This window comes from Streptomyces sp. NPDC059355 (assembly GCF_042752335.1).
In the GTDB taxonomy this organism is placed as follows: Bacteria; Actinomycetota; Actinomycetes; order Streptomycetales; family Streptomycetaceae; genus Streptomyces.
On the sequence record NZ_JBHYXN010000032.1, the window covers coordinates 36,197 to 57,609 of the forward strand.

General features: G+C 73.5%; 19 protein-coding genes. 11 read left to right on the forward strand and 8 right to left on the reverse strand.

Features of this window, described 5'->3' with window-relative positions; translation table 11 throughout:
* Positions 1-4: 4 nt before the first annotated feature.
* The 6 genes from ACFXGI_RS26690 to ACFXGI_RS26715 all read right to left on the reverse strand — a co-directional run bounded on the left by ACFXGI_RS26690 (position 5) and on the right by ACFXGI_RS26715 (position 6,135).
* Complete coding sequence (locus tag ACFXGI_RS26690) at positions 5-655, reverse strand: phosphatase PAP2 family protein (protein WP_384711544.1); 651 nt, start codon at positions 653-655, stop codon at positions 5-7.
* On the reverse strand, positions 652-1,341 hold the full coding sequence (locus tag ACFXGI_RS26695; protein ID WP_384711545.1) for a DedA family protein: 690 nt from the start codon (positions 1,339-1,341) through the stop codon (positions 652-654). Before ACFXGI_RS26695 ends, ACFXGI_RS26690 begins: the two co-directional genes overlap by 4 nt.
* A 220-nt stretch (positions 1,342-1,561) precedes the next feature.
* Positions 1,562-2,818 (reverse strand): VWA-like domain-containing protein, encoded by a 1,257-nt coding sequence (locus ACFXGI_RS26700; protein WP_384711547.1) that lies wholly within the window; start codon positions 2,816-2,818, stop codon positions 1,562-1,564.
* Positions 2,815-4,086, reverse strand: coding sequence for an AAA family ATPase (locus ACFXGI_RS26705; RefSeq protein ID WP_384711550.1), 1,272 nt, complete (start codon positions 4,084-4,086; stop codon positions 2,815-2,817). The genes ACFXGI_RS26700 and ACFXGI_RS26705 overlap by 4 nt, the downstream gene beginning before the upstream one ends.
* A 38-nt stretch (positions 4,087-4,124) precedes the next feature.
* Positions 4,125-5,516 (reverse strand): hypothetical protein, encoded by a 1,392-nt coding sequence (locus tag ACFXGI_RS26710; RefSeq protein ID WP_384711553.1) that lies wholly within the window; start codon positions 5,514-5,516, stop codon positions 4,125-4,127.
* 142 nt (positions 5,517-5,658) lie between these two features.
* Entirely contained in the window at positions 5,659-6,135 is a 477-nt protein-coding gene (locus ACFXGI_RS26715) for a hypothetical protein (RefSeq protein WP_384711556.1), read from the reverse strand.
* 195 nt (positions 6,136-6,330) lie between these two features.
* Between ACFXGI_RS26715 and ACFXGI_RS26720 the strand changes: the two genes are divergently transcribed.
* The 10 genes from ACFXGI_RS26720 to ACFXGI_RS26765 all read left to right on the forward strand — a co-directional run bounded on the left by ACFXGI_RS26720 (position 6,331) and on the right by ACFXGI_RS26765 (position 17,612).
* Positions 6,331-7,761 (forward strand): alpha/beta hydrolase family protein, encoded by a 1,431-nt coding sequence (locus ACFXGI_RS26720; RefSeq protein WP_384711682.1) that lies wholly within the window; start codon positions 6,331-6,333, stop codon positions 7,759-7,761.
* A gap of 118 nt (positions 7,762-7,879) precedes the next feature.
* A complete protein-coding gene (locus tag ACFXGI_RS26725) occupies positions 7,880-8,491 on the forward strand; it encodes an acyltransferase (protein ID WP_384711559.1) in 612 nt (203 codons plus the stop codon).
* Between the two features lie 433 nt (positions 8,492-8,924).
* The gene (locus ACFXGI_RS26730) at positions 8,925-10,103 is read left to right on the forward strand and encodes a hypothetical protein (RefSeq protein WP_384711561.1); all 1,179 of its coding nucleotides are present in this window, start codon (positions 8,925-8,927) and stop codon (positions 10,101-10,103) included.
* Positions 10,100-10,930, forward strand: coding sequence for a WecB/TagA/CpsF family glycosyltransferase (locus ACFXGI_RS26735; RefSeq protein WP_384711563.1), 831 nt, complete (start codon positions 10,100-10,102; stop codon positions 10,928-10,930). The genes ACFXGI_RS26730 and ACFXGI_RS26735 overlap by 4 nt, the downstream gene beginning before the upstream one ends.
* A complete protein-coding gene (locus ACFXGI_RS26740; RefSeq protein WP_384711566.1) occupies positions 10,930-12,186 on the forward strand; it encodes a nucleotide sugar dehydrogenase in 1,257 nt (418 codons plus the stop codon). Before ACFXGI_RS26735 ends, ACFXGI_RS26740 begins: the two co-directional genes overlap by 1 nt.
* A gap of 4 nt (positions 12,187-12,190) precedes the next feature.
* Positions 12,191-13,300 (forward strand): non-hydrolyzing UDP-N-acetylglucosamine 2-epimerase, encoded by a 1,110-nt coding sequence (wecB, locus tag ACFXGI_RS26745; RefSeq protein WP_384711569.1) that lies wholly within the window; start codon positions 12,191-12,193, stop codon positions 13,298-13,300.
* 119 nt (positions 13,301-13,419) lie between these two features.
* Positions 13,420-14,163 carry a chain length determinant protein gene (locus ACFXGI_RS26750; protein ID WP_384711572.1) on the forward strand — a complete coding sequence of 248 codons (744 nt, stop codon included), beginning with the start codon at positions 13,420-13,422 and terminating at the stop codon, positions 14,161-14,163.
* Complete coding sequence (locus tag ACFXGI_RS26755; RefSeq protein WP_384711575.1) at positions 14,160-15,638, forward strand: oligosaccharide flippase family protein; 1,479 nt, start codon at positions 14,160-14,162, stop codon at positions 15,636-15,638. Before ACFXGI_RS26750 ends, ACFXGI_RS26755 begins: the two co-directional genes overlap by 4 nt.
* Before the next feature lie 5 nt (positions 15,639-15,643).
* Positions 15,644-16,768: a hypothetical protein gene (locus tag ACFXGI_RS26760; protein ID WP_384711578.1), complete on the forward strand. Its 1,125-nt coding sequence runs from the start codon at positions 15,644-15,646 to the stop codon at positions 16,766-16,768.
* Between the two features lie 37 nt (positions 16,769-16,805).
* On the forward strand, positions 16,806-17,612 hold the full coding sequence (locus tag ACFXGI_RS26765) for a glycosyltransferase family 2 protein (protein WP_384711581.1): 807 nt from the start codon (positions 16,806-16,808) through the stop codon (positions 17,610-17,612).
* Positions 17,613-17,634: 22 nt separating this feature from the next.
* Here the strand turns inward: ACFXGI_RS26765 and ACFXGI_RS26770 are convergent, their stop codons facing one another.
* Both ACFXGI_RS26770 and ACFXGI_RS26775 read right to left on the reverse strand, forming a co-directional pair.
* Positions 17,635-18,597: a glycosyltransferase gene (locus ACFXGI_RS26770; RefSeq protein WP_384711584.1), complete on the reverse strand. Its 963-nt coding sequence runs from the start codon at positions 18,595-18,597 to the stop codon at positions 17,635-17,637.
* A complete protein-coding gene (locus tag ACFXGI_RS26775; RefSeq protein WP_384711587.1) occupies positions 18,549-20,567 on the reverse strand; it encodes an O-antigen ligase family protein in 2,019 nt (672 codons plus the stop codon). The genes ACFXGI_RS26770 and ACFXGI_RS26775 overlap by 49 nt, the downstream gene beginning before the upstream one ends.
* Positions 20,568-20,662: 95 nt before the next feature.
* Between ACFXGI_RS26775 and ACFXGI_RS26780 the strand changes: the two genes are divergently transcribed.
* On the forward strand, positions 20,663-21,343 hold the full coding sequence (locus ACFXGI_RS26780; RefSeq protein WP_384711590.1) for a hypothetical protein: 681 nt from the start codon (positions 20,663-20,665) through the stop codon (positions 21,341-21,343).
* Positions 21,344-21,413 lie beyond the last annotated feature (70 nt).

Here is a 21,413-nt window from a genome sequence, read left to right on the forward strand (position 1 = left end):
CCTGTCAAAGCGCGTGCCGGAACCGCACTTCACTTTCCGGCGCGACGGCCACGGCCACGGATCCTGCTGCCGTCAGCCACGTCAGGGCGTAGAGCCAGCCCCCGAGGACGTCCGTGGGCCAGTGCACGCCCAGGTAGATCCGGGTCAGGCCTACGGTCACGGCCCAGCAGGCCGCCAGGGCCCCGTAGAAGCGGGCGGCCGTCGGGGTCGCCGTACGCCATGCGGCCCATGCCAGCAGCCCTGCGACCAGTGCCGAGGTGGCGGCGTGCCCGGAGGGGAAGGCGAAACCGGTGGCGAGCGCGGCCCAGTCGGCCACGGGCGGACGCGGTCGCGCCACGGCGTACATGACGGCGTAGCGCACTCCCTGGGCGAGCAGCAGGAAGCCGAGCGCCCCCGCGGCCGCTGCCACCCGGCCGCGCGTCCCGCGGCCCGCGATGAGCCCGGCGGCGGCGGCAAGCCCGTACGGGACGGGTCCGCTGCCCGTAGCCGTGATCCCCCGCGCGAGGGCGACGGCGACGGCGGGGCGGTGCTGGACCGACCACCGGTGCCATTCCTCGTCGAGGCCGAACGGGGCGCCGTGCCGGGCCGCGACCAGGGCGGTCAGCAGGGCGAACAGGGCGGCGCACAACCCTGCGGCCAGCGCCCAACGGATCAACGCGAGCCTTCGTTCGGGGTACGGCTGCCCCGCCTGCGGATCATTTCGACGGCCAGTGGGGTGAGGGAGACGAGGGCGATGAGGGCGACGATCGGCAGCAGGTAGCGGTCGACGTCGGGTACGGAGGTGCCGAGCGCGTATCCGGCGAGGACGAGACCGACGGTCCACACGAGCCCGCCGGCGATCTGCCAGAGGGCGAAGACACGGGCGGGCACGTCGAGTGCTCCGGCCAGCGGGTTCAGCACGGTGCGCACGATCGGGACGAAGCGGGCGAGCACGATCGCCTTGGCGTGCCCGTACCGGTCGAGGAGTTCCTCGGCCCGCTCGGCGCCCTCGTGGAGTTTGCGGCTGCGGCTGCGCGCCAGCAGGGCCCGCCCGCCGCGCCGTCCGATGAGGTAGCCGACCTGGGCCCCGAGCAGGGCCCCGGCCGACGCCGAGCACAGGACGAGGGGCAGCGAGAGGTGTACGGGGCCGTGCGCGCCCGGTACGCAGAACAGGCCGGCGGTGAAGAGGAGGGAGTCTCCGGGCAGGAAGAAGCCGATGAGGAGGCCGGTCTCGGCGAACATGACGACGGCGATGCCGAGCGTCCCGAAGGCGGCGAGGAGGGAACCGGCGTCCAGCAGGTTGACGGCCTGGGGGCTGAGCCCCTGCGCCGCAGCCGCGAGCGGGAGAGGGAAGGGGGCCATGGGGGACAACTCCCGTGCGGTGAGAGGACGGGAGCCGAGGAGGACACCCGACCGGCGACCGGCCACAGGTCCGTGGACGGTGCCCGGCACTGTAGACGATCGACGTGCACGCCGTGTGCCCCCTCGGCCGCCCGGTCCACCGGTCGGCCCTGTGCGGCCTCGACGCCACCGAGAGCGCATCGCCCTCGTCGGCGACCCGGAACGCCCGTGCGGGGCGAGGTCACCCGATGTCGACGACGCGGGCCCAGGCGGGCGGGGTGTCCGGGACGTGGTCGGGGTCATCCTCGTCCCATGAGCCCTGCCGGGCGAACAGGCCCACCACCGTGCGGCACGGCGGGCGGGTGGTGGGCCAGGGCGTCTGGCCGTCGGTCAGGACCACGATGACGTCCGGCCGGGCCGCCGGCCGCAGGGCCTTGGCGAAGCCCGTACGGAGATCCGTACCGCCGCCGCCCACCAGGGGGATGCCCTCGGCGCGGCACAGCGGGTGCGCGATCCGGGCCGCCGCGTCGCACGGCACCACCGTGACCAGGTCCCTGCGGCCGCCCACCGCACGGGATATCGCGGCCACCTCCAGCAGCGCGCTGCCCAGTTCCGCGTCGCTGACGGACGCCGAGGTGTCGATGACCACGCAGACCCGGGGCGGCCTGCGCCGCAGGCTCGGCAGTACCGCTCCCGGCACCCCGGCCGAGCGCCGTGCCGGGCGGCCGTACGTGTAGTCCTCGCCCGCGCCGGAGCCGGAGGCCGCCGAGCGGACCGCCGCTCCCAGCAACTCCCGCCACGGCTGCGGCGGGTGGAATGCCTCCTCCGCCCACCGCTTCCACCCCCTCGGGGCACTGCCCGGACGGCCGGTGATGCCCTGCGCGACCCGGAACCGCACGGCGTCCCGTTCCTGCTCGCCCAGTCCGTGCGCACCGTCCTCCCCGAGGTCCCACTCCCGCTCCAGCCCGTCGGCGCCGCTGCCGCAGTCCAGCCACGCCATGTGCTGCGTGGCCGGTCCGAGACCGAACAGGCGCAGGTAGTCCTCCATGAGCTGCCCCTCGGGCAGCCCCACGGAGGCCGGTTGCACGGCGCCCTCGGGCCGAACCAGCCCGTCCCCGTACACGTCGTCGTTGATCTCGAAGTCCGCCGCGATGTTCATGCGCAGCCGCTGCGCCGGGCCGTGCAGCCCGCGCTCCCGCGCCACCCGGTCGCTCCGTCCGTGGTGATCGCGCAGCAGGTGCGACACCTCGTGCACCCATACGGCGGCCAGTTCCTCCTCCGAGGTGCGGTCCACGAACGACGGCGAGACGTAGCAACGCCAGTGCACGTCGACGGCCATCGTCGGTACCCGCCGCGATTCCACGGTGTGCAGGGCGAACAGCGCGGTCGCCAGGTAGGGCCGGGCCCGGGCGGCGTGCAGCCGGGCGGCGAACAGCTTGTCGCGGTCCAGTGTCCCGGCAGCCCCCACCGCCCCCGCCGTCCCCACCTCCCCGTTCATCGGGTGCCGTTCGTCGCCGCCGCGGCACGCGCCGTCGCACGGTCCGCCCGCCGGGACAGGGACACCGCACCGGCGAGCCGCTCGATGGCCTCCGGTACGTCCCACTCCTCGCGGCGCAGCGCGGCCAGCGCGGTCGCCGGTACGACGACCAGGTCCGGGGCGCCCGTTTCCAGCGCCCGCACCAGAAGCGCCCACGCCGCGTCCCAGCGGGCCTCCTCCGGACGCCTGCGCACCGCCTCCACCACTGCGTCGAGGGCGGCTTGGCGCAGATCGCCCCGCTCGGGCAGAACGGCGGCGGCCGGATCGGCGAGCAGTTCCTCGGGGTCGGGGAGGTCCATCCGGTCCAGGCTCGCCAGCAGCTCCAGTCCGGCACCGTCCCCCACCGTGCCCCTGACCAGCTGGGAGAGCACGTCCCGGGAGGAGCCGGCCGCGGTGGCGAAGGCGATCAGGTGCAGGGTCATCTCCCAGCTCCGCGGCGACGGCCAGGGGCCGCCCCGGCGTGTCTCCCCGCTGGGCAGCCGGTGTACGAGCGTGGGGCGGGCGGCGAGCAGTCCGCACACCGCCCGGCGGGCGTGGTCCACCGCCCGGGGCAGCTGCGAGGGGTCGAGCCGCGGCAGCGTGGCCCGGGGCCAGGTCCCGCCAAGGCCCCGTACGACGACGTCGTGGTCGTGGGTCCACTGCAGGTGGACGAAGCGGTTGGCCAGCGGCGGGCTCAGCTCCCAGCCGTCGGCTGCCGAGGACCGCGGGTTGGCGGCGGCCACGATCCGTACGCCGGGCGGCAGTCGGAGCGCGACGATCCGCCGTTCGAGCACGAGGCGGAGCAGGGCGGCCTGTACGGCAGGAGGGGCGGTGGACAGCTCGTCCAGGAACAGCAGCCCCCGGCCGGCCCGTACCAGGCGTACGGCCCAGTCCGGCGGGGCCATCGGGACGCCGTGCAGCGCGGGGTCGTCTCCGATGATCGGCAGGCCCGAGAAGTCGGACGGCTCGTGCACGCTGGCGATCACGGTGGTCAGCGGCAGGTCCAGCGAGGCCGCGAGCTGGGTGAGCGCCGCCGTCTTGCCGATGCCCGGCTCACCCCACAGGAGTACGGGCAGGTCGGCGGCGACGGCCAGGGTCAGAGCCTCCAGTTGGGTGTCGTGGCGCGGTTCGGTCGTGGCGTCGCGCAGCAGGGACGACAGGGCGCCGGCGACGTCGAGTGGGGAGTGCGCGGTCGCGCCGGAAGGGGTGTCGGCGATGTCGGTGGCAGTGGACGGGGCGTATGCGGGCATGTTCGATCACCATTTCGGGTTCGTGGGTGTGCGCCGGGTCAGCGGCGGGGGTGCGAACGGCGCTCGCGCGGAGGCCGGAGGCCCGGGAGCAGATCGCCGGGGCGGGGTCTGGGCCGGGGGCCGGTCAGGTCCGCCCTGAACAGCCCGTAGGTGATCCGGCGCCGCGCGGCCGCCTCCAGCTCGTCCCGCAGGGCGCCGTCGCGCAGCAGTGCGTCGGGGCCGAGCAGGCGCTCGACGACGGCCAGCGCGCCGGCGGTGTCGCCGTGGTCGAGGCGTTCGCGTACGCCGGCCAGGCAGTCAGGCCGGCGGTGTGCCGCGTCGATCGCCTGGAGGCAGGGCAGCGGGGTGCCGGTCAGGGCGACCAGCAGCTCCTCCCGCCGTATCTCGGCCGGATCGTGGTCGAGGGGGGCCAGTACCCCGTCGACCAGGCCGATCCGGTGCTGCGACCCCCTGCACTCGACGAGGTGCGGCTGTCCCGCCCGGTCCGGAGTGCGGGACGGGCCGCTCGGAAGGTGGTCCGGTACGAGTGCCGTGGCGACGAGCGGGTGCAGTTGGCCGGGCTCGATCGCCCCGGTGCGGAGCAGGTCCAGGTCGGGCAGGACCCAGGTCGCCGCATCGGGGAGGACCGGTGGCCCGGGGAGGCCGGAACCCGCGGCGACCGGCGAGATCCGCACCGCGGGCGGGCGGTCGCCGTCCTCCCCCACGAGCTCCAGGAGCAGGCGGCGCCGGGATCCGAGCCGCACGGTGACGGCACGGGTGGAACGCCCCTCGGCGTCGAGCAGGGTCGCCGCCTCGGCCGCCCAGCGGTCGACGGCGCAGCGAAGCCCCGGCGGCGCCAGTCCCGCCGGATCAAGTCCAGCCGGACCATCGCCCCTTGGGGGGAGACCGGCTCCGGAACGGGTCCGCAGCTCGCCGGCCCGGCGCGCGTCCCAGAGGTGGCGGTGCAGGTCGAGGCGGAACCGCGGATCGGGGTGGGGATGCGGATGGCGGCGGGCACCGGGCTCGTCGCGGGATCCGGCCCACAACCCGAGGCCGATCCGCTGGCCGGCGTCGGCCCACGCCGGCGGGGTCCGGGCCACGAGGTGCAACGGACCTGCGCCGTCGGCCCGGTCGTACCGGGCCAGGGTGAGGGTCAGACCCGGGCGCAGCAGCCCGTCGGGAGCGATCCTCGGCATGTGCCAGCGCAGCAGGTCGGGGGCCAAGTGGCGCAGATCCGACCGGAGTCGGCCGGCGAGTTCGCGCCCGTGGGTGCGCGCCACGGAACGCGGGTGGAGATCCAGGTCGATGCCCGCGGCGGCGCAGGCCCCGGCCCAGTCCCCGGCGAGGCGGCGGGCGGTGGCGGTCTCGATCATGGAGGGCGGCACGGCGAACCGGCGCACGCGCGGCCAGAAGGAAGGGCGGGAGGATCCGTCTGCGGTGTCGGTGGGCATCAGCACTCACCTTGCGCGGACAGGACCCCCGTTTCGTCAGCGGTCTGTGTGGTCATCGCGATGACCATAACGCCGGGCCGGCCCGATCTGCCAGGTGTTTTACCGGCTGCCATACCGCCCTCCGGTCCACCCGGTGCGCGCCCTACTGGCCGTACGGGTTGCGTGCCCGGAAGCGGACGGTGTCGCTGCGACGGTCGAACCACAGGCTGGTGGAGCCGCCGGTGCCGTCCCGGTCGAGCTCGTGCGACCGGATCCACTGCGGGTCCTGCGGACCCTGGCCTCCCAGCGGCTTCTCGAACCACGAGGAGAAGTCACCGGACGGCCCCTCGGAGACGAAGGTGTGGGCCGCCGTGAGTTCGGCGAGCTTCCCGGGTGCCAGGCGGGCGAGGCCCGAGATCACGAGCTCCGGCGACGGCAGGCCCCGGTCGTCGCCGTCCCGGCTGCTCACCCACTTGGCGTCGGTGAGCGGGCCCAGCAGCGGGAAGGCCCGCTCCAGTGGTGCGGTGTCGGTGTGCCAGTCCCCCTCGGGCTCGCTCGTCACCTGGTTCAGGGCCCACCAGGCGGGCAGGAGCGCCAGCCCCGCCCCGATGCCGATCCCGATCAGCTTCCGCCGCTCCAACGCGATCCCCCCTCAAGCCGGCCTCGGGGCACCCTATCCGCCTCGGCCGCCTCAGCCGCCTCAGCCGCCTCAGCCGGACTCCCCGTCGACCACGGCAACGCATCCGCCCGCGTGCGACTCAGGTCGCAGGGTCCACCAGCCCCGAGGGGGACGCCCCGGTCGCGGTGGGCCCCGGACCATGGCGACGTGAATGCGATGAACGCGCACGTGCAGTTGTCCCTCTGGGAAGTCGTTCTCACCCTGGGTGCCGTCGGGCTGGTGTCGGCCCGGTGGCTCGCGCCCCGCCCCCGACGCCCGGTCACCCTCGCCGCGGCGGTCGTGGCCGCACTGTCCGGGGCCGTGCTCGGCGTGACCGGGCTGCGCTGGCAGATGGTGCCGGTGCTGCTCGGTGCGGCCGTCGCACTGCCGTTCGCCGTGGGGCCGCTCCTGCGGCGGACGGCGCGCAGGGCTCCGTGGTGGCTGGCACTGCCCGGTACGGCGGCGTGCCTCGCGCTGATCGCCGCGGGTCCGGTGGCGTCGTGGGCCCTGCCCACCCCGGTGTTCCCCGAGCCGACGGGCCGGTTCGCCGTCGGCACCGGTGTCCTGGAGCTGACCGACCCGGATCGCCCCGAGAGCGCCACCCCGGCGCCCGACGACCGGCGTACGGTCGTCACCCAGTTCTGGTATCCCGCACGGAAGCCCCCCGCGGGCACGCGCCGCGCCCCCTACCTCGGACGCACGGAACCCGAGGCACGCACGGTCTCCGAAGCCCTCGCGGACTACGCCGGCCTTCCCGGGTTCCTGCTGGACGGCCTCCCGCGCGCCCGTACGCACGCGGCGTTCGGGCTGCCCGCCGCCGACGGCGGAGACCGGTTCCCGGTCGTGCTGTTCTCCCCCGGCCTGGGCGGTGTGCGCACCCAGAACACGTCCTGGGCAGAGGAGTTGGCCAGCCACGGCTACGTGGTCATCGGCCTCGACCACCCCTACGACTCGGCCGCGGTCGTGCTCGGCGACGGACGCGCGATCCGTACGGAGGTCTCCGCGACGGGGGACGACGCCGAGGACGAGAGGCGGGCGGCCGGCTGGACCGCGGTCCGCGCCGCCGATCTGAGCTTCGTACGGGCACAGTTGGGCCGCATCCACAGCGGTGAGATCGCCGGCCCGCTCACCGGGCGCCTCGACACCGCCCGCGTCGCGGCGGCCGGCCACTCGCTCGGCGGCGGCGCTGCCCTCCAAGCCGCCCACCAGGACCCGGGGTTCGCCGCCGTCATCGACCTGGACGGCTTCCCCCACGACCCGTCCCCGCAGCCCTTCCGCCAGCCGGTGCTCGCGCTCACGCAGGCCATCGGCCCGGACACCGACCCGGACTACCTCCCCCGCCTCACCCGCGTACTCGGCCTCAGCAGTGCCACGGCCTACCGCCTCACCGTCCCCGGGACCGCCCACCTCACCTTCACCGACGCCCCGTTGTACCTGCCGGCCCTCCCCTCGCTCGTCGGCTCCCTGGACCGGACGGCGGGCCCGCGGATCACCGCCGCCGCCAGCCTCGCCTTCCTCGACGCCACCTTGCGGGACGGCGGGGGCGACCCGGCCACCGCCCTGTCGGCGTACGGCACCCTCTCCGTCCACCGCCCCGGCGGCTCCTGAGGACGCCAAGTCCACTGCGTGAACAGTCGGTTGAACTCCTGGGTGGGCCGGGCGGGCCGTGCATATGCTCCCTCCGTACGTCGTACGGCAGTACCTCGAAACGTAAGGGGACCGCTTCGTGAGTGTCCGCATCCAACCCTCCTCCCAGGTCGACGAGAGCGCCGAGCTCGGGGACGGGACCACGATCTGGGATCTGGCGCAGGTCCGGGAGGACGCGCGGCTCGGGCGCGACTGCATCGTCGGGCGGGGGGCGTACGTCGGACCCGGCGTACGGATCGGCGACAGCGTCAAGCTCCAGAACTACGCGCTCGTCTACGAGCCCGCCGTTCTCGGCGACGGGGTGTTCATCGGCCCGGCCGCCGTCCTCACCAACGATTTCTACCCACGGGCCGTCGACCCGGACGGCAAGCAGAAGCGCGGCGGCGACTGGGAGGCCGCCGGTGTCGTGGTGGCCGAGGGGGCCTCGCTGGGGGCCCGGTCGGTGTGCGTGGCCGGGGTGCGGATCGGACGGTGGGCGCTGGTCGCGGCCGGCGCCGTCGTGTCCCGGGACGTACCGGACTTCGCACTGGTCGCAGGGGTACCGGCGCGTCGCATCGGCTGGGTCGGGCGGGCCGGTGTCCGCCTGGTGGAACGCGAGGGCGAGCCCGGCGTGTGGGAGTGCCCGCGCACCGGCGCGCTGCACGAGGAGAGGGACGGAACGCTGGTCGAAACACCGGACAAGCGGAACTGACGGCACGTCGGCAATTTAGGTCAGTGGCATTTCCGCAAAACCGCAATCAACGAACATGCTTGGGCATACCTTGTCCCTGTACACGGGATCTGAGCAGGCAACAGGCTTTGTTCAGTGGGGGGTTGTACACGACGAGGGCATCGCGGACCAAGTGACGACCGGACGGCGCGCAACGCGCCCGCCCGGCGCCGCCGTTCGCGCGTGCTCCGGTCCGGGGCATCGCTGGGGGGATCCAGTGGGCGGCCTCGGACGGTTCGTGCCATCGGGGGGAATCACACCGCCGGCACGTGCGCCGTCATGCGCGAACCCCTCCGCCGAACGACGACCGCCGGGTCTGTCCTAGGAGCGATTCAGAGGGGGTAGGTGTGTTGGAGCCGAACAGCTCGGACATGCGAAGTGCGCGCAGCACACGGGAAGCCGGGGTGGGGACCCGGTGACCGCAACACGAGCAGCACGATTAGAAGCACTGGCCCACGAGGACCCGTCCCTGCACGCGCTCGCCGAGCGGCTGCTCGCGCTGGCCGAGGCGGGACTGCCCGAGATGTACCTGCCGGGCGCCGACACCTTCGTGTTCACCCGGGCCGGCACGGTCGCCTCCGACGGCGTCCGCCGGATGGAGGCACGGGGAACCAGCACCCGGTACGCGGCCATCACCGCGCTGGGGGCACGGTTCCTGCCCGAGGACCGGCAGCGCGCCCTGTTCGGCGGCCACAGCGTCGAGGAGTACGCCGGTCTGCTGGTGGAGCGGCTGCCGTCGGTGACGAACCTCGGCGACGCGGCGCTCATCGCCTGGGCGGCCGCCGAGACCGGTCACCCGAAACTGGCGGACGCCCTCGAGCGGGTGGCCGTACTGGACGTCCCCGGACGGCCGCAGTACACGGTCGAGGCGGCCTGGGTGCTCTCCGCCCTCGCCGCGGCCCGTGCCGCGCTGGACGTGGAGGACCGGCTGGCGGTCGCCCGCGACCGGCTGCTGGCGGCCAAGGAGGCCGGCAGCCCGCTGTTCCCGCACGCCACCGGTCCGGGGCTGGTCCCCGGATACCGCTCGCACGTGGCCTGCTTCGCCGACCAGACCTATCCGCTCCAGGCGCTGGCCCGGCTGCACGCGAGCGGCCCGGACCCGCAGGCCCTCGCGGCCGCCGACGCCTGTGCCGCCCGGATCTGCGAGCTCCAGGGGGACGGCGGACAGTGGTGGTGGCACTACGACGCCCGCACGGGCGGCGTGGTGGAGGGCTACCCCGTCTACAGCGTGCACCAGCACGCCATGGCGCCGACCGCGCTGTTCGACCTCGCCGAGGCGGGCGGCACCGACTTCGGCGGCGCCATCCGCCGGGGGCTGCGCTGGATGACGGACGTGCCCGAGATCAGCGGGCCCGACGGCACCCCGCGCGAGCCCATGATCGTCGAGAAGTACGGGGTCACCTGGCGCAAGGTCTACCGCGGCGACCCCGCCAAGGCCGTCCGCGCCGCCCGCGGGCTCACCACCAAGGTGGCCCCGCAGGCCCGGCTGGCCCCGCTCGACCGGGTCTTCCGCCCCGACGTGATCGACCGCGAGTGCAGGCCGTACGAGTTCGGCTGGCTGCTCCACGCATGGCTCGGGGGGCAGGGGAGATGAACCGACCACAGAACCGGCAGGACCGGCGGAGCCGGCCCACCCGCCAGACCCTCTTCGGGGTCACGCTCGACGCCCTGACCATGGACGAGACGGTGCAGCGCTGCCTCGAAGCGGTGAAGCGCGGCGAACAGATCGAGATCGGCATGGTCAACGCCGCCAAGCTGGTCAACATGCGGCGCGACCCCCGCCTCGCGGCGGCGGTCTCCGGCTGCGACCTCGTCCTGGCCGACGGCCAGGCCGTGGTGTGGGCCGGCCGGGTCCTCGGGGTCCGGCTGCCCGAACGGGTCGCGGGAATCGACCTGTTCATGCGGCTGCTGGCGGCCGCCGAGTCGGCCGGCGTACCCGTCTACCTGCTCGGCGCCCGGCAGGACGTACTGGAGCTGATGCTCGGCCGGATCGCGGAGCGCTTCCCGGCGCTGCGCGTGGCCGGCAGCCGCAACGGCTACTTCGACGACGCCGAACAGCCGGCGATCGCCGACGCCGTCGCGGAGAGCGGGGCCCACCTGCTCTTCCTCGGCATGACCTCGCCCAAGAAGGAGATCTTCACCGCCGGCTACGGCGAGCGCACCGGCGCCCACGTCGTGCACGGCGTCGGCGGCTCCTTCGACATCCTGGCCGGCATCACCAAGCGGGCCCCCGCGGTCTGGCAGCGCCTGGGCCTCGAATGGTTCTACCGCGCCCTCCAGGAGCCGCGCCGCCTCGGCAAGCGCTACCTCACCACCAACACCGCCTTCCTCCTCATGACGGTGCGCGAGCTCATCCGCCGTACGCCGTCGGCACTGCCGCCCGCCACATCGTCTGCCGGTTCCGCGAACAGGAGTCACTGATGCGCGTCGTCGTCGTGGGACAGGGATACGTCGGCCTCCCGCTGGCCATCAGGGCCGCCGAGGTCGGACACCAGGTGATCGGGTACGACGTGGACGCCCGGCGGGTCAAGAGCCTCGCCGCCGGCGAGTCGTACGTGGAGGACGTCTCCTCCGAACGGCTGACCCGGGCGCTGGAGCGGGGCTCGTACCAGGCCACCGAACTCGCGCGCGACTGCGGCGGCTTCGATGTCGCGGTCGTCACCGTGCCGACCCCGTTACAGGACGGTGCCCCCGACCTGCGCTACATCGAGGAGTCGGCGCACACGCTGGCCCGCTTCCTGCGGCCCGGCGCGACCGTGATCCTCGAGTCCACCACCTACCCGGGCACCACCGAGGAACTGTTCGGCCCGATCCTGGAGGACGGCTCGGGCCTCACCGCCGGAGCCGACTTCCACCTCGGCTACAGCCCCGAGCGCATCGACCCCGGCAACACCGTCTGGGGCTTCCAGCAGACGCCCAAGGTCGTCTCCGGAGTGGACGCCCGCTCGCTGAAGGCCGTCGAGGCCTTCTACGCGGACCTCGTCGACAAGACGGTGCCGGTGAGCTCGCCCAAGGAGGCCGAGCTGGCGAAGCTGCTGGAGAACACCTTCCGGCACGTGAACATCGCCCTGGTCAACGAGATAGCGATGTTCGCCCGCCACCTCGACATCGACGTGTGGCAGGCCATCGAGGCGGCCTCCAGCAAGCCCTTCGGCTTCATGAAGTTCACCCCCGGCCCCGGGGTCGGCGGCCACTGCCTGCCGATCGACCCCTCCTACCTGTCCTGGCGGGTCCAGCGCGAGCTCGGCCAGAGCTTCCGCTTCGTCGAGCTGGCCAACGACATCAACAGCCACATGCCCGAGTACGTGGCGCGCCGCGTCATGGACGCGCTGAACACCAAGCGCCGCTCCGTCAACGGCTCGAAGATCCTGCTGCTGGGGCTGGCGTACAAGAAGAACACCGGCGACGCCCGCGAATCGCCCGCGGTGCGCGTCTCCAAGCTGCTCCTGGACATGGGCGCGAGGGTGCGCGCGGCCGACCCCCACGTGGTGGAGGGCCTCAAAGTCGACTCGCGCCTCGTGCGGGTCGAACCGACCCGCAAGGAGCTGGCGGCGGCCGACGTGGTCGTCCTGCTCACCGACCACGACGCTTTCGACTACGCCATGGTCACCGAGCACGCCTCGTTCGTACTCGACTGCCGCAACCGGCTCTCCGGACCCACCGTGGAGGTGCTCTGACACCATGCCCAGGATCATCTGCGTGGCCGGTGCACGGCCCAACTACATGAAGATCAAACCGGTGATGGACGCACTGGAGCGCCGCGGCGCCGAAGTGGTCCTCGTCCACACCGGACAGCACTACGACGAGTCCATGAACGACGTCTTCTTCCGCGATCTGGGCATCCGTCCGCCCGACCGGTACCTGGGCGCCGGATCCGGTACGCACGCCCAGCAGACCGGGCGGGTGATGGCGGCCTTCGAGCCGCTGCTGGACGAACTGGCCCCGGACGCCGTGGTGGTGGTCGGGGACATCAACTCCACGCTGGCCTGCGCCCTGGTCACCGCGAAGGCCGGACCGCTGCTGGCCCACGTGGAGGCGGGCCTGCGCAGCCGGGACTGGGGCATGCCCGAAGAGGTCAACCGGGTCGCCACGGACCGCGTCAGCGACTACCTGCTGGCCCCTTCCCCCGACGCGGCCGCGAACCTGCGGGCGGAGGGGTACCGGGAGGACCAGATCCACGTCGTCGGCAACGTCATGATCGACACCCTGCTCGCCAATCTGGACCGGGCCAGGGCCTCGGACGTCCTGGACCGGTACGGGCTCACCCGGGGCGGGTACGGCCTGGTCACCCTGCACCGGCCGGCCAACGTGGACGATCCCGCGGCCCTGGGCGGCCTGCTCAAGGCGCTGGGCGAGATCGCCGACCGCTGCCCGCTGCTGCTGCCCGTGCACCCGCGGGCGGCGCGGCGGCTGGAGGAGATCGGAGTCCCCGGCGGGGTCCGGATGGTTCCGGCCGCCGGGTACCTGGACTTCATCGCGCTCCAGGACGCCGCGCGCGTGGTGCTGACCGACTCGGGAGGCGTCCAGGAGGAGACCACGGCGCTGGGCGTGCCCTGCGTGACCCTGCGCGAGAACACCGAGCGGCCGATCACCGTCGAGGAGGGCACCAACGTCCTCGCGGGGACCGACCCGGAGCGCGTCACCTCGGTGGTGAACCGGGTGCTGGACGATCCGCCGGCGCCGCGCTGCCCCGAACTCTGGGACGGCCGCGCGAGCGAGCGCATCGCGCAGGTCCTGCTGGAGGGCGGAGCGGCGGGGACGCGGCTGCGGCCCACCGACCTCGCCCCGTAGCTCCGGCGACAACGCACCACCGCACCACCGCACCACCCGAGAAGAGCAAGAACCGTAATCCGCACATGAAGAGAGCGGCGGCGCGTGGAGGACACGACGCCGCCGCAAGGGGGAAGACCATGGATCTCGCGGAGATCTGGCGGGTCATGCGCAGGCGCTGGTACGTGCTGCTGCCCGGACTGCTGCTCACGGCCGCGCTCATCGCGGGCGTGTACGTGCTCGTCCCGGTGGAGTACCGGTCGCAGAGCACCGTGACGCTCCTGAACTCGAAGAAGGCCACGGTGGCCTTCGACGGCAACCCCTTCCTGAGCACCCAGGCCTCGCTCACCGGCATGGCCGACGGCCTGGCCCGCAACCTGAACTCCGACGACTCCCGGGCCGACCTCAAGGCCCAGGGCGTCACGGGGGAGTACGAGGCGAAGATCGCCGACAACGCGCAGGGGCCCTTCATGTGGCTGAGCGTCACCGGAACCGATCCGGCCGCCGTCCTGAAGTCGGACCAGGTCTTCACCGCCTACGCCGAGAAGCGGCTGACGGAGTTCCAGGCCCAGCAGTCGGTGACTCCCGAGGCCATGATCCGCATGGCCACGATCGTCCCGCCCCAGAAGCCGGAGGCGCAGACCAAGACCCGGCTCCAGTACCTGATCATGGCGGGGGCGCTGGGCTTCGTACTGAGCCTGGTGGCCACCTTCTTCGTGGAGGCGCGGCGCCGCAGGTCGGACAAGCCGGGTCGGCACCGGCCCGCGCCGACCGAGAACGCCGAGAACGCCGAGAACCCCGGGGCCGCCGGGGTGCCCGGGGCCGCCGACCCCGGGGCGGGCGAATCCCGTAACACCCCCGCTTCCGCCGGGGCCTCGCCGTGACCGGGACCGACGCCGGTGTCCGGGCTCCGGCCGAGAATCCGCCCGAGGCGGCCTCGCTGGGGCGCAAGGTCGGCTCCGCCGCCCGGTGGAGCCTGGTCAACACCGTGGTCATGCGCCTCGGCAACTTCGTCACCGGCATCATCCTCGCCCGCTTCTTCCTCGGTCCCGAGGCCTGGGGCGTGTACGGGATCGCCCAGACGGTGCTGCTGGTGCTGCTCTCCGCGAACGAACTCGGCGTCTCCCTCGCCATCGTGCGCTGGGAGGGCGATCCGCGCCGCTTCGCCCCGACCGTGCTCACCCTGAGCGCCGCCTCCAGCTGCCTGCTGTACGCCGTGCTGTTCGCGGCGGCTCCCGCCGTGGCCCGGGTACTCGGCTCCCCCGAGGCCGCCGGGATCCTGCGGGTGATGTGCGTGTGCGTGGTCCTCGACGGTCTGTCGCAGGTGCCCGCCGGGTTCCTCACCCGCGAGTTCGCGCAGGGCAGGCGGATGGCGATCGACGCCGTCAACTTCGTCCTCAGCACCGGGGTGACCCTGCTGCTGGCCGTCCAGGGGTGGGGCGCCATGAGCTTCGCCTGGGGCTCCGTCGCCGGCAACGCGGCCGCGCTCCTCGGATGCTGCCTCGCCGCGCCCGGCACCCTGAAGTTCGGCTGGGACCGGGAGCAGGCGAAGGCACTGCTCCGCTTCGGGCTCCCGCTCGCCGGGGCCAGCATGCTCGCCCTCGGCGTGGTCAACGTGGACACGATGGTGGTGGGTTCCGCCCTGGACCAGCTGGCCCTCGGCTTCTACGTGCTCGCCTTCAACATCTCCGGCTGGCCCGTGCGGATCATCTCCGAAGCCGCCCGCCGCGTCTCCTTCGCCGGGTTCTCCCGGCTGGCCGATTCGCCGGGGGCGCTGGCCGGAGGGTTCGGCCGCGCCCTGGGCGTGGTGATGACGGGCACCGTCCCGCTGTGCGTCCTGCTGGCCGCCCTGGCCTCACCGATCGTCGGGCTCGTCTACGGGGACCGCTGGCTGCCGGCGGCCGCCGCGCTGCCCTGGCTGATGGCGCTGGGGCTCGTACGCATCGGGTGTGAGCTGGCGTACGACTGCCTGGTGGCCATCGGCCGGCGCCGCTCCCTCATCGGCGTGCAGGGACTCTGGCTCGTCATCCTCGTCCCGGTCCTGGTGGTCGGCGCCGGTGCGGGCGGGATCGTGGGGGTGGCCCAGGGGCACGTCCTGGTCGCCGGCGCCGTCGTCGTGCCGGTGTTCCTCTTCGCCCTGCACCGCGGCGGGGTCAGCCTGGGGACCGTGGCACGGGCCTGCGCCTGGCCGTTCCTGGGCGGCGCCGTGATGGCCGGTGTGGTCCTCGGCCTGGAGCGGCTGCTGGGCGGCGGGGTCCTCGCGCTCCTCGCCACCGGGGCCGCGGGCACCCTCTGCTACGTCGCCTGCGTCCTGCCGAGCCGCGGCTTCCTGCGCGGCTCGGCCCCGGCGCGGGGGTAGCCGCCGTGGCACGCGACCGCAGGCGCCTCCTGGCCTGGCTGCTGACCGGGCTCGTACTGGCTCTCGTCCTGGCACTCTACGACGCCGACCGGACCGGGATGAGCGAGCACTCGGCCGCGCCCTGCCCGGACAGTGCCCTCCGGTGCCCCGGCGCCACTCCCCCGGCCGGGCCCGCGCCGTCCGCCGCCCCGTCCTCCGCCCCGCCCTCCGCCGACCCGTCCGCATCCGCCGGTCCGAGTCCGTCCGCTTCGGCGCCGGCCTCCGGCACACCCTCGCCCGGTACGGGTACCAGCCCGGGGCCCGGGGGCCCCTGCTCCTCGCCCGGTGCCTGCGGATTCCCCGACTCCCGCACCACCGGCCCGCGGATCGCGCTGGAGCGGCACGACACGGGCGACATGTCCGTGAAGACCGACGGCATGGTCATCAAGGGCTGGGACATCCGCGGTTCCCTCGACGTCTACGCCAATGACGTCACCGTCATCGACAGCCGGATCACGTCCACGAACTGGTGGGGGATCAACCTCCGCCCCGGCTTCAGCGGCCTGCGCGTCCTGCACACCACCATCACCGCCGTACCGGGCAAGGGCCCCGACAACGGGGGCGTCGACTACGCGGTCTCCAACATGGGCGGCAGCTCGATCGAGGTCGGCTGGTGCGACGTCTCCGTGTTCGGCAACGCCCTCTCGATGGGCCAGGGCGAGATCCACGACAACTACGTGCACGACATCGTCCCGTTCCGCAACCAGGGCGGCGAATGGCAGCACACGGATGCCGTCATCAGCGGCGGCGGCAACAAGGGACGCCTCACCATCCGCCACAACACCCTCCTGAACCCCGTGGACGTGCACCAGGGCGCCAGCGCCGCCGTCGGGCTCTTCGCGGACACCGGCAACGTTTCCTCCGTGGTCGTGGACGCCAACTGGCTGGCCGGCGGGGCGTACGCGCTGTACGGCGGCGGCCCGGGCGCGACCGGCATCCAGGTCACGGACAACGTGTTCTCCGCCGAGTACCACCCGAACGCCGGCGCCTACGGGCTGGTCGCCGCCTGGAACGAGGGCGGCGCCGGGAACGTGTGGCGCGGCAACCGTACGGCCGACGGCCGGCCCGTGGTCCCCGGCCCCACCTCCTGAACACCGCGCCCCCCGACGATCGAACCGAGAGGACGTCATGCGCCGCATCGCCCGGGCCCCCTGGGAGCTGCTCAAGCGGGCCTTCGGCTGGCTGGTGCTCTTCGAGGCCAGGAACAAGGTCCTGCTCGCCCCCTCCGCCGTGCGGCTGCGGCGCTTCGAGGATGCCGAGACCGCCCGGCTCTCCGCCGTCCTGGGCAGCCCGCCGAGCGCCCTGGTGGCCACGGTGATCGCCACGCACCGGCGGCCCGAGGCACTGCGCGCGGCGGTCCGCTCGGCCTTGGCGCAGAGCGTCGCCGACCAGGTGGTCATCGTGGTGGACGACGGCGCGGGGCTGGGCGAACTGCCCCAGGATCCGAGGCTGTTCGCGGTGTCGCTGGCCCGCAACACGGCCACGGCCGGAGTCGTGCGCAACGTGGGGATACGGCTGACCCGCTCGCGTTACGTGGCCTTCCTGGACGACGACAACCTGTGGGAGCCCGACCACTTGGAGCAGGCCCTCGCGGTGCTGGAGCCGCCCGGCGGGCCCGAGGCCGTCTACACCGCGCTGCGCCGGGTCCTGCCCGACGGCTCCGAACGGGACGTGCTGTCGGTGCCGTTCGACCGCCGCCGGGCCGCCCACGAGGCCTTCCTCGACACCAACGCCTTCGTGGCGCGCCGCACCCGGTCGCTGTACTTCAGCCGGCTGCGGCGTACGCCCGAGGTGCTGCCGCGCGAGGACTGGGAGCTCGTACGGCGCTATGCGCGCCGCCACGAGGTCCGCCACGTGCCCCGGCCCACGGTCCGCTACCTGGTCAACCCGGAGAGCTTCTACACCGCCTGGGACGGGCAGACGCCCACCGGGTGACCCGGCCGTCGCCCGGGACCGGTCAGGGACCGGGCGTGGCGCGCAGCGCGGACGGGCTGGCCAGGGCCCGCGCCGCCGCCAGACTCGCCGGCCGCCCGAGCGCTGCCCTCGAGGTCTCCCGCAGCAGTACGGCCCCGCGGAAGGCGGCGGTCGCCGCCGCCCCGTGCCGACGGCCGTAGAGCCGTACCCGGTTGAGGGTGAGCAGGGTCCACAGACGGGGCGAGACCTGGGAGTCGCCCCCGAGGTGCACCGCGCAGGCGCCGGGTTCGAGGCGGGTGGCGAAGCCGCGGTCCCCTGCGCGCAGGCAGTACTCGGTCTCCTCCGAGTACAGGAAGAAGGTTTCGTCCCAGGCCCCGCAGGCGTCCAGGCAGTCCCGGGACAGGGCCATGAGGGCGCCCGTCGCCCAGTCGGCGACGGTCGCCCGCTCGTACGCGGCCGCGTCGGTGACCAGCTCGCTCCAGCGCGGGAAGCGCCCGGCCCTGCGGTTGCCGATCACCGCCTCTCCCAGGGCCCGCGTCACGCGCGATTCGCGGCGCAGCGAGTGCTGGAGGGTGCCGTCCTCCTCGTACAGCAGCGGCACGCTGATCCCGACCCGGCGGCCGCCGGACAGGGGTGCGTCGAGCGCGTCGACGAGGAGCGCGGCACAGCCCCGCCGCATCCGGATGTCCGGATTGCACACGAGGGCGGCGCGGAAGCCGCCCTCCCACGCGGCGGCCGCCTCCAGGGCGGCGTTCACCCCGGCCGCGTACCCGGCGTTGCGACCGGTCTGGACGACCGTGGCCCCGGGGGCCAGCGAGCGGACGACGTCGACGGTGTCGTCGGCGGAGTCGTTGTCGGCGACGACCAGGCGCCAGTCGAGCCCGGCCATGCCCTCGGGCAGGGAGGCGAGGAACTCGGGCAGCACCCGGGCGCTGTTCCAGGTGACGACGAGGACGGCTACGGGACCGGCCGGGCGAGATCGGTCCGGGTGGCTACGGGAGGGCATGGGGACTCCGCGGTTCGGGGCTTCGGCGGCGCGCCGCGCCGGATGAAGCCGAGGTAACTGCCTCCGGCGGCGATCGTCAGGAAGAACATCCCGGCGAACATCGGGAAGCTGAGGGCGTCGAAGGTGGCGCTGCTGACGAGGGCGACGAGGGCGGAGGCGAAGAACGCCTGGCCCAGCTCCCGTTCGGACTCGTCGGCGGCGAGGCGGCGGATGGCACCACCCTGGTGGATCCCGGTGAGGAACAGCGCCAGGAGGGCGAGCAGGCCGAGCAGGCCCATCTCCGCCAGGGTGAGCATGTACTGGTTGTCGGTGAAGAAGTAGAGGTCCGGCGTGAAGGTCCCGAGGCCCCGCCCGAACAGCGGGTGCTCCTCCAGGTAGGGGACGATCGCGCTGTACTTGACGGTACGGGCCTGGGTGCTGCTGTCGGAGTTCGACAGGAAGGAACTGAAGAGGGTGGTGATGGTGCCGATCAGCCCGGGTACGGCGACCTTGAAGCAGGCCACCGAGCCCATCAGCAGGCCGATCGCGGTCCAGCGGCGCTGCGGCTTCCAGCGCGGCACCATCACCAGGACCACGATGAGCGCGCCGATGATGGAGGTCCGCGACACGGTCAGCGGCAGCGCTCCGCCCATCAGGGCCACCGGCCCCCAGCGGCGCCAGCGGCTGAGGTGGCCGCGGACCGGGTCGAAGGCCTGCTGGACGGCGAAGGGCAGCATCAGGGCGAGCATGCCGCCGAACTCCAGCGGCTGGGCGGTGGTGGAGCGCGGCCGGGTGAACGCGCCGCGGTCGAGCGTGGTGATCTGCGCGACGCTGGACTGGAGTCCGGGGATGCTGATGTGTTCGGCGATGTTCGTCGCGGTGAAGAAGTCGTAGTAGCCGATGGCGGCCACCACCGAACCCATCACCACGGCGCGTCGCAGCAGGACGTCGAGGCGGGCCCGGTCCTGGATGCCGGCGGAGACCAGCACCACGATCGACACCCAGACGAGCAGTCCGATCAGGCCGCGGTCCGCGCCGAGCACCTCCTTGTGGGTGCTGCTCCGGGTGGCGTCCGAGAGGTACGAGGCCAGCACGGAGACGGCGAGCAGCCACATCGCGACCCGGGGCAGCCGGGTGCCCGGGGCGGGCCGGATCCGGCCGGTCAGCCAGGTCGCCAGGTACCAGAACAGGCAGAGCAGGGCGTACACGTTGGCCGGGGTGCCCACGCCTCCCATGCCCGGCAGGGTCAGGTTCGAGGGAATGAAGAAGGCGAGCCCCAGGTAGCCGCTGAGCAGCGCGGTGGCGTCCGGCCGACGGCCCGGCAGCCCCCTGCGGGCGCGCGACTTGGGTGCGCCGGCCGCGGCGGCGGCCTCGCGCCTGCGGCGGCGGGCCACCAGCAGGGTCTCGGTCACGAAGGAGAGGGTGAAGCCCGCGGTCACACCGGCGATGACCACCGCCAGCACCTGCTGGTAGCGGCTCTTGAGCTGGGGCACCGGGATCTGCGGCAGCACCACGGGGGCCGTCTGGACGAAGTACGCGGGCTGCACCTTGGCCGCCGCCTGGAGCGCGTTGAGCTGCTCGCCGGCGAAGGTGGTGAGCGTACTGGTCTCCTTGAGCACCTTCGCCCGGTCGGTGCCCGTGACGGTCAGCGTGAGCATCGGGCCCGAGGTGTTCGCGGCGAAGCCGACCGTGTACGGGTCGCTCACTCCGAGGCCCTGCAGGTCGCGTGCCGCGTCGGCCCCGGACAGGGTCCTGATCAGCACGTCGGCGGTGACGACCAGCGAACCGCCCGCGTTCGAGATGGGGTTGCCGAAGGCCGGTGCCAGTTCGGCCACCGCCGTGGAGTCGAGCAGTGCCACCGAGCTCTGCGACTGGTACGCCACGGGCACCGAGCGGTACAGGTGCATCCCCGCGAGGAGCCCGATCACCGTCAGGGGCACCATCACGTACCAGCGGCGCCGCAGCACGGCGACCATCTCACCGATGCTCACGAATGCCCCCTCGCGCCTGCCGGAACCGATGGCGGGCGGACCGGCGTCCTGGAAAGATCGAACGCGACGGAAGGAATCCTGTGTCGCCTGGTGAGTTGTTCCGCACGCTTCGCCGCCGCTGGTACGTCCTGATCCTGGTGGCGGCGCTCGCGGCTGCCGGGGCCCTGCAGGTGCTCCGCCCCACCCAGACCTATGTGAGCTCGGCGATCGTCGTGCTCAAGCCGCCGGTGACCGGCAGCCAGCCCAATCAGCTCGCCAATCTCCAGCCCCCGCTGGCCGCCGTGTCGTACGCGGCGGTGCAGCACATCGAATCCCCCGCCGGTGCCGCGGAGTTGCGCGCCGCGGGGGTGGCCGGCACGTACCGGCTGATGCCGCGCAACAGCGGCACCAGCGTCACCCCGCGCTATCTGATCCCCTCGCTCCAGGTGCAGGCGGAGCACGCGGATCCCGCCGCCGCCAACCTGGCCGTGCTCAAAGTCGTCGAGGCGTACACGAAGCGCATCACGGCCATGCAGGCCGAGCAGCAGATCCCGGAGAAGGCGCGGATGAGCGTCACCCTCCTCGTGCCGCCGACGGCGGTGGCGCAGACGGGGACCAAGAGCCGCGGACTGGCCGGGGCGGCGCTGCTGGCCGGGGTCTGCGGGGTGGCCGCCGCACTGTGGACCGATCAGCTCGTGACGCGCCGGAACCGGCGCCGGCGCGAGGGCGCCGACGCCGGTCCGGTGAACGAGGACGAGGCACAGAGCCGGGTCCCCGTGGCCGCGGGGGCCCGCTGAGGAAGCGGGCCCCCGGGCCGTCCGGCCCCCACTACGGGGGCCGCGGTGCAGGTGGTGCTGCTCGTGCATG

Coding starts and splice junctions, on each gene's coding strand:
- ACFXGI_RS26700 (WP_384711547.1), bottom strand. CDS start 2,818: ATGAACGGGGAGGTGGGGACGGCGGGGGCGGTGGGGGCTGCCGGGACA.
- wecB (WP_384711569.1), top strand. CDS start 12,191: ATGCCCAGGATCATCTGCGTGGCCGGTGCACGGCCCAACTACATGAAG.
- ACFXGI_RS26695 (WP_384711545.1), bottom strand. CDS start 1,341: ATGGCCCCCTTCCCTCTCCCGCTCGCGGCTGCGGCGCAGGGGCTCAGC.
- ACFXGI_RS26705 (WP_384711550.1), bottom strand. CDS start 4,086: ATGCCCGCATACGCCCCGTCCACTGCCACCGACATCGCCGACACCCCT.
- ACFXGI_RS26770 (WP_384711584.1), bottom strand. CDS start 18,597: ATGCCCTCCCGTAGCCACCCGGACCGATCTCGCCCGGCCGGTCCCGTA.
- ACFXGI_RS26735 (WP_384711563.1), top strand. CDS start 10,100: ATGAACCGACCACAGAACCGGCAGGACCGGCGGAGCCGGCCCACCCGC.
- ACFXGI_RS26710 (WP_384711553.1), bottom strand. CDS start 5,516: ATGCCCACCGACACCGCAGACGGATCCTCCCGCCCTTCCTTCTGGCCG.
- ACFXGI_RS26740 (WP_384711566.1), top strand. CDS start 10,930: ATGCGCGTCGTCGTCGTGGGACAGGGATACGTCGGCCTCCCGCTGGCC.
- ACFXGI_RS26750 (WP_384711572.1), top strand. CDS start 13,420: ATGGATCTCGCGGAGATCTGGCGGGTCATGCGCAGGCGCTGGTACGTG.
- ACFXGI_RS26765 (WP_384711581.1), top strand. CDS start 16,806: ATGCGCCGCATCGCCCGGGCCCCCTGGGAGCTGCTCAAGCGGGCCTTC.
- ACFXGI_RS26720 (WP_384711682.1), top strand. CDS start 6,331: ATGAACGCGCACGTGCAGTTGTCCCTCTGGGAAGTCGTTCTCACCCTG.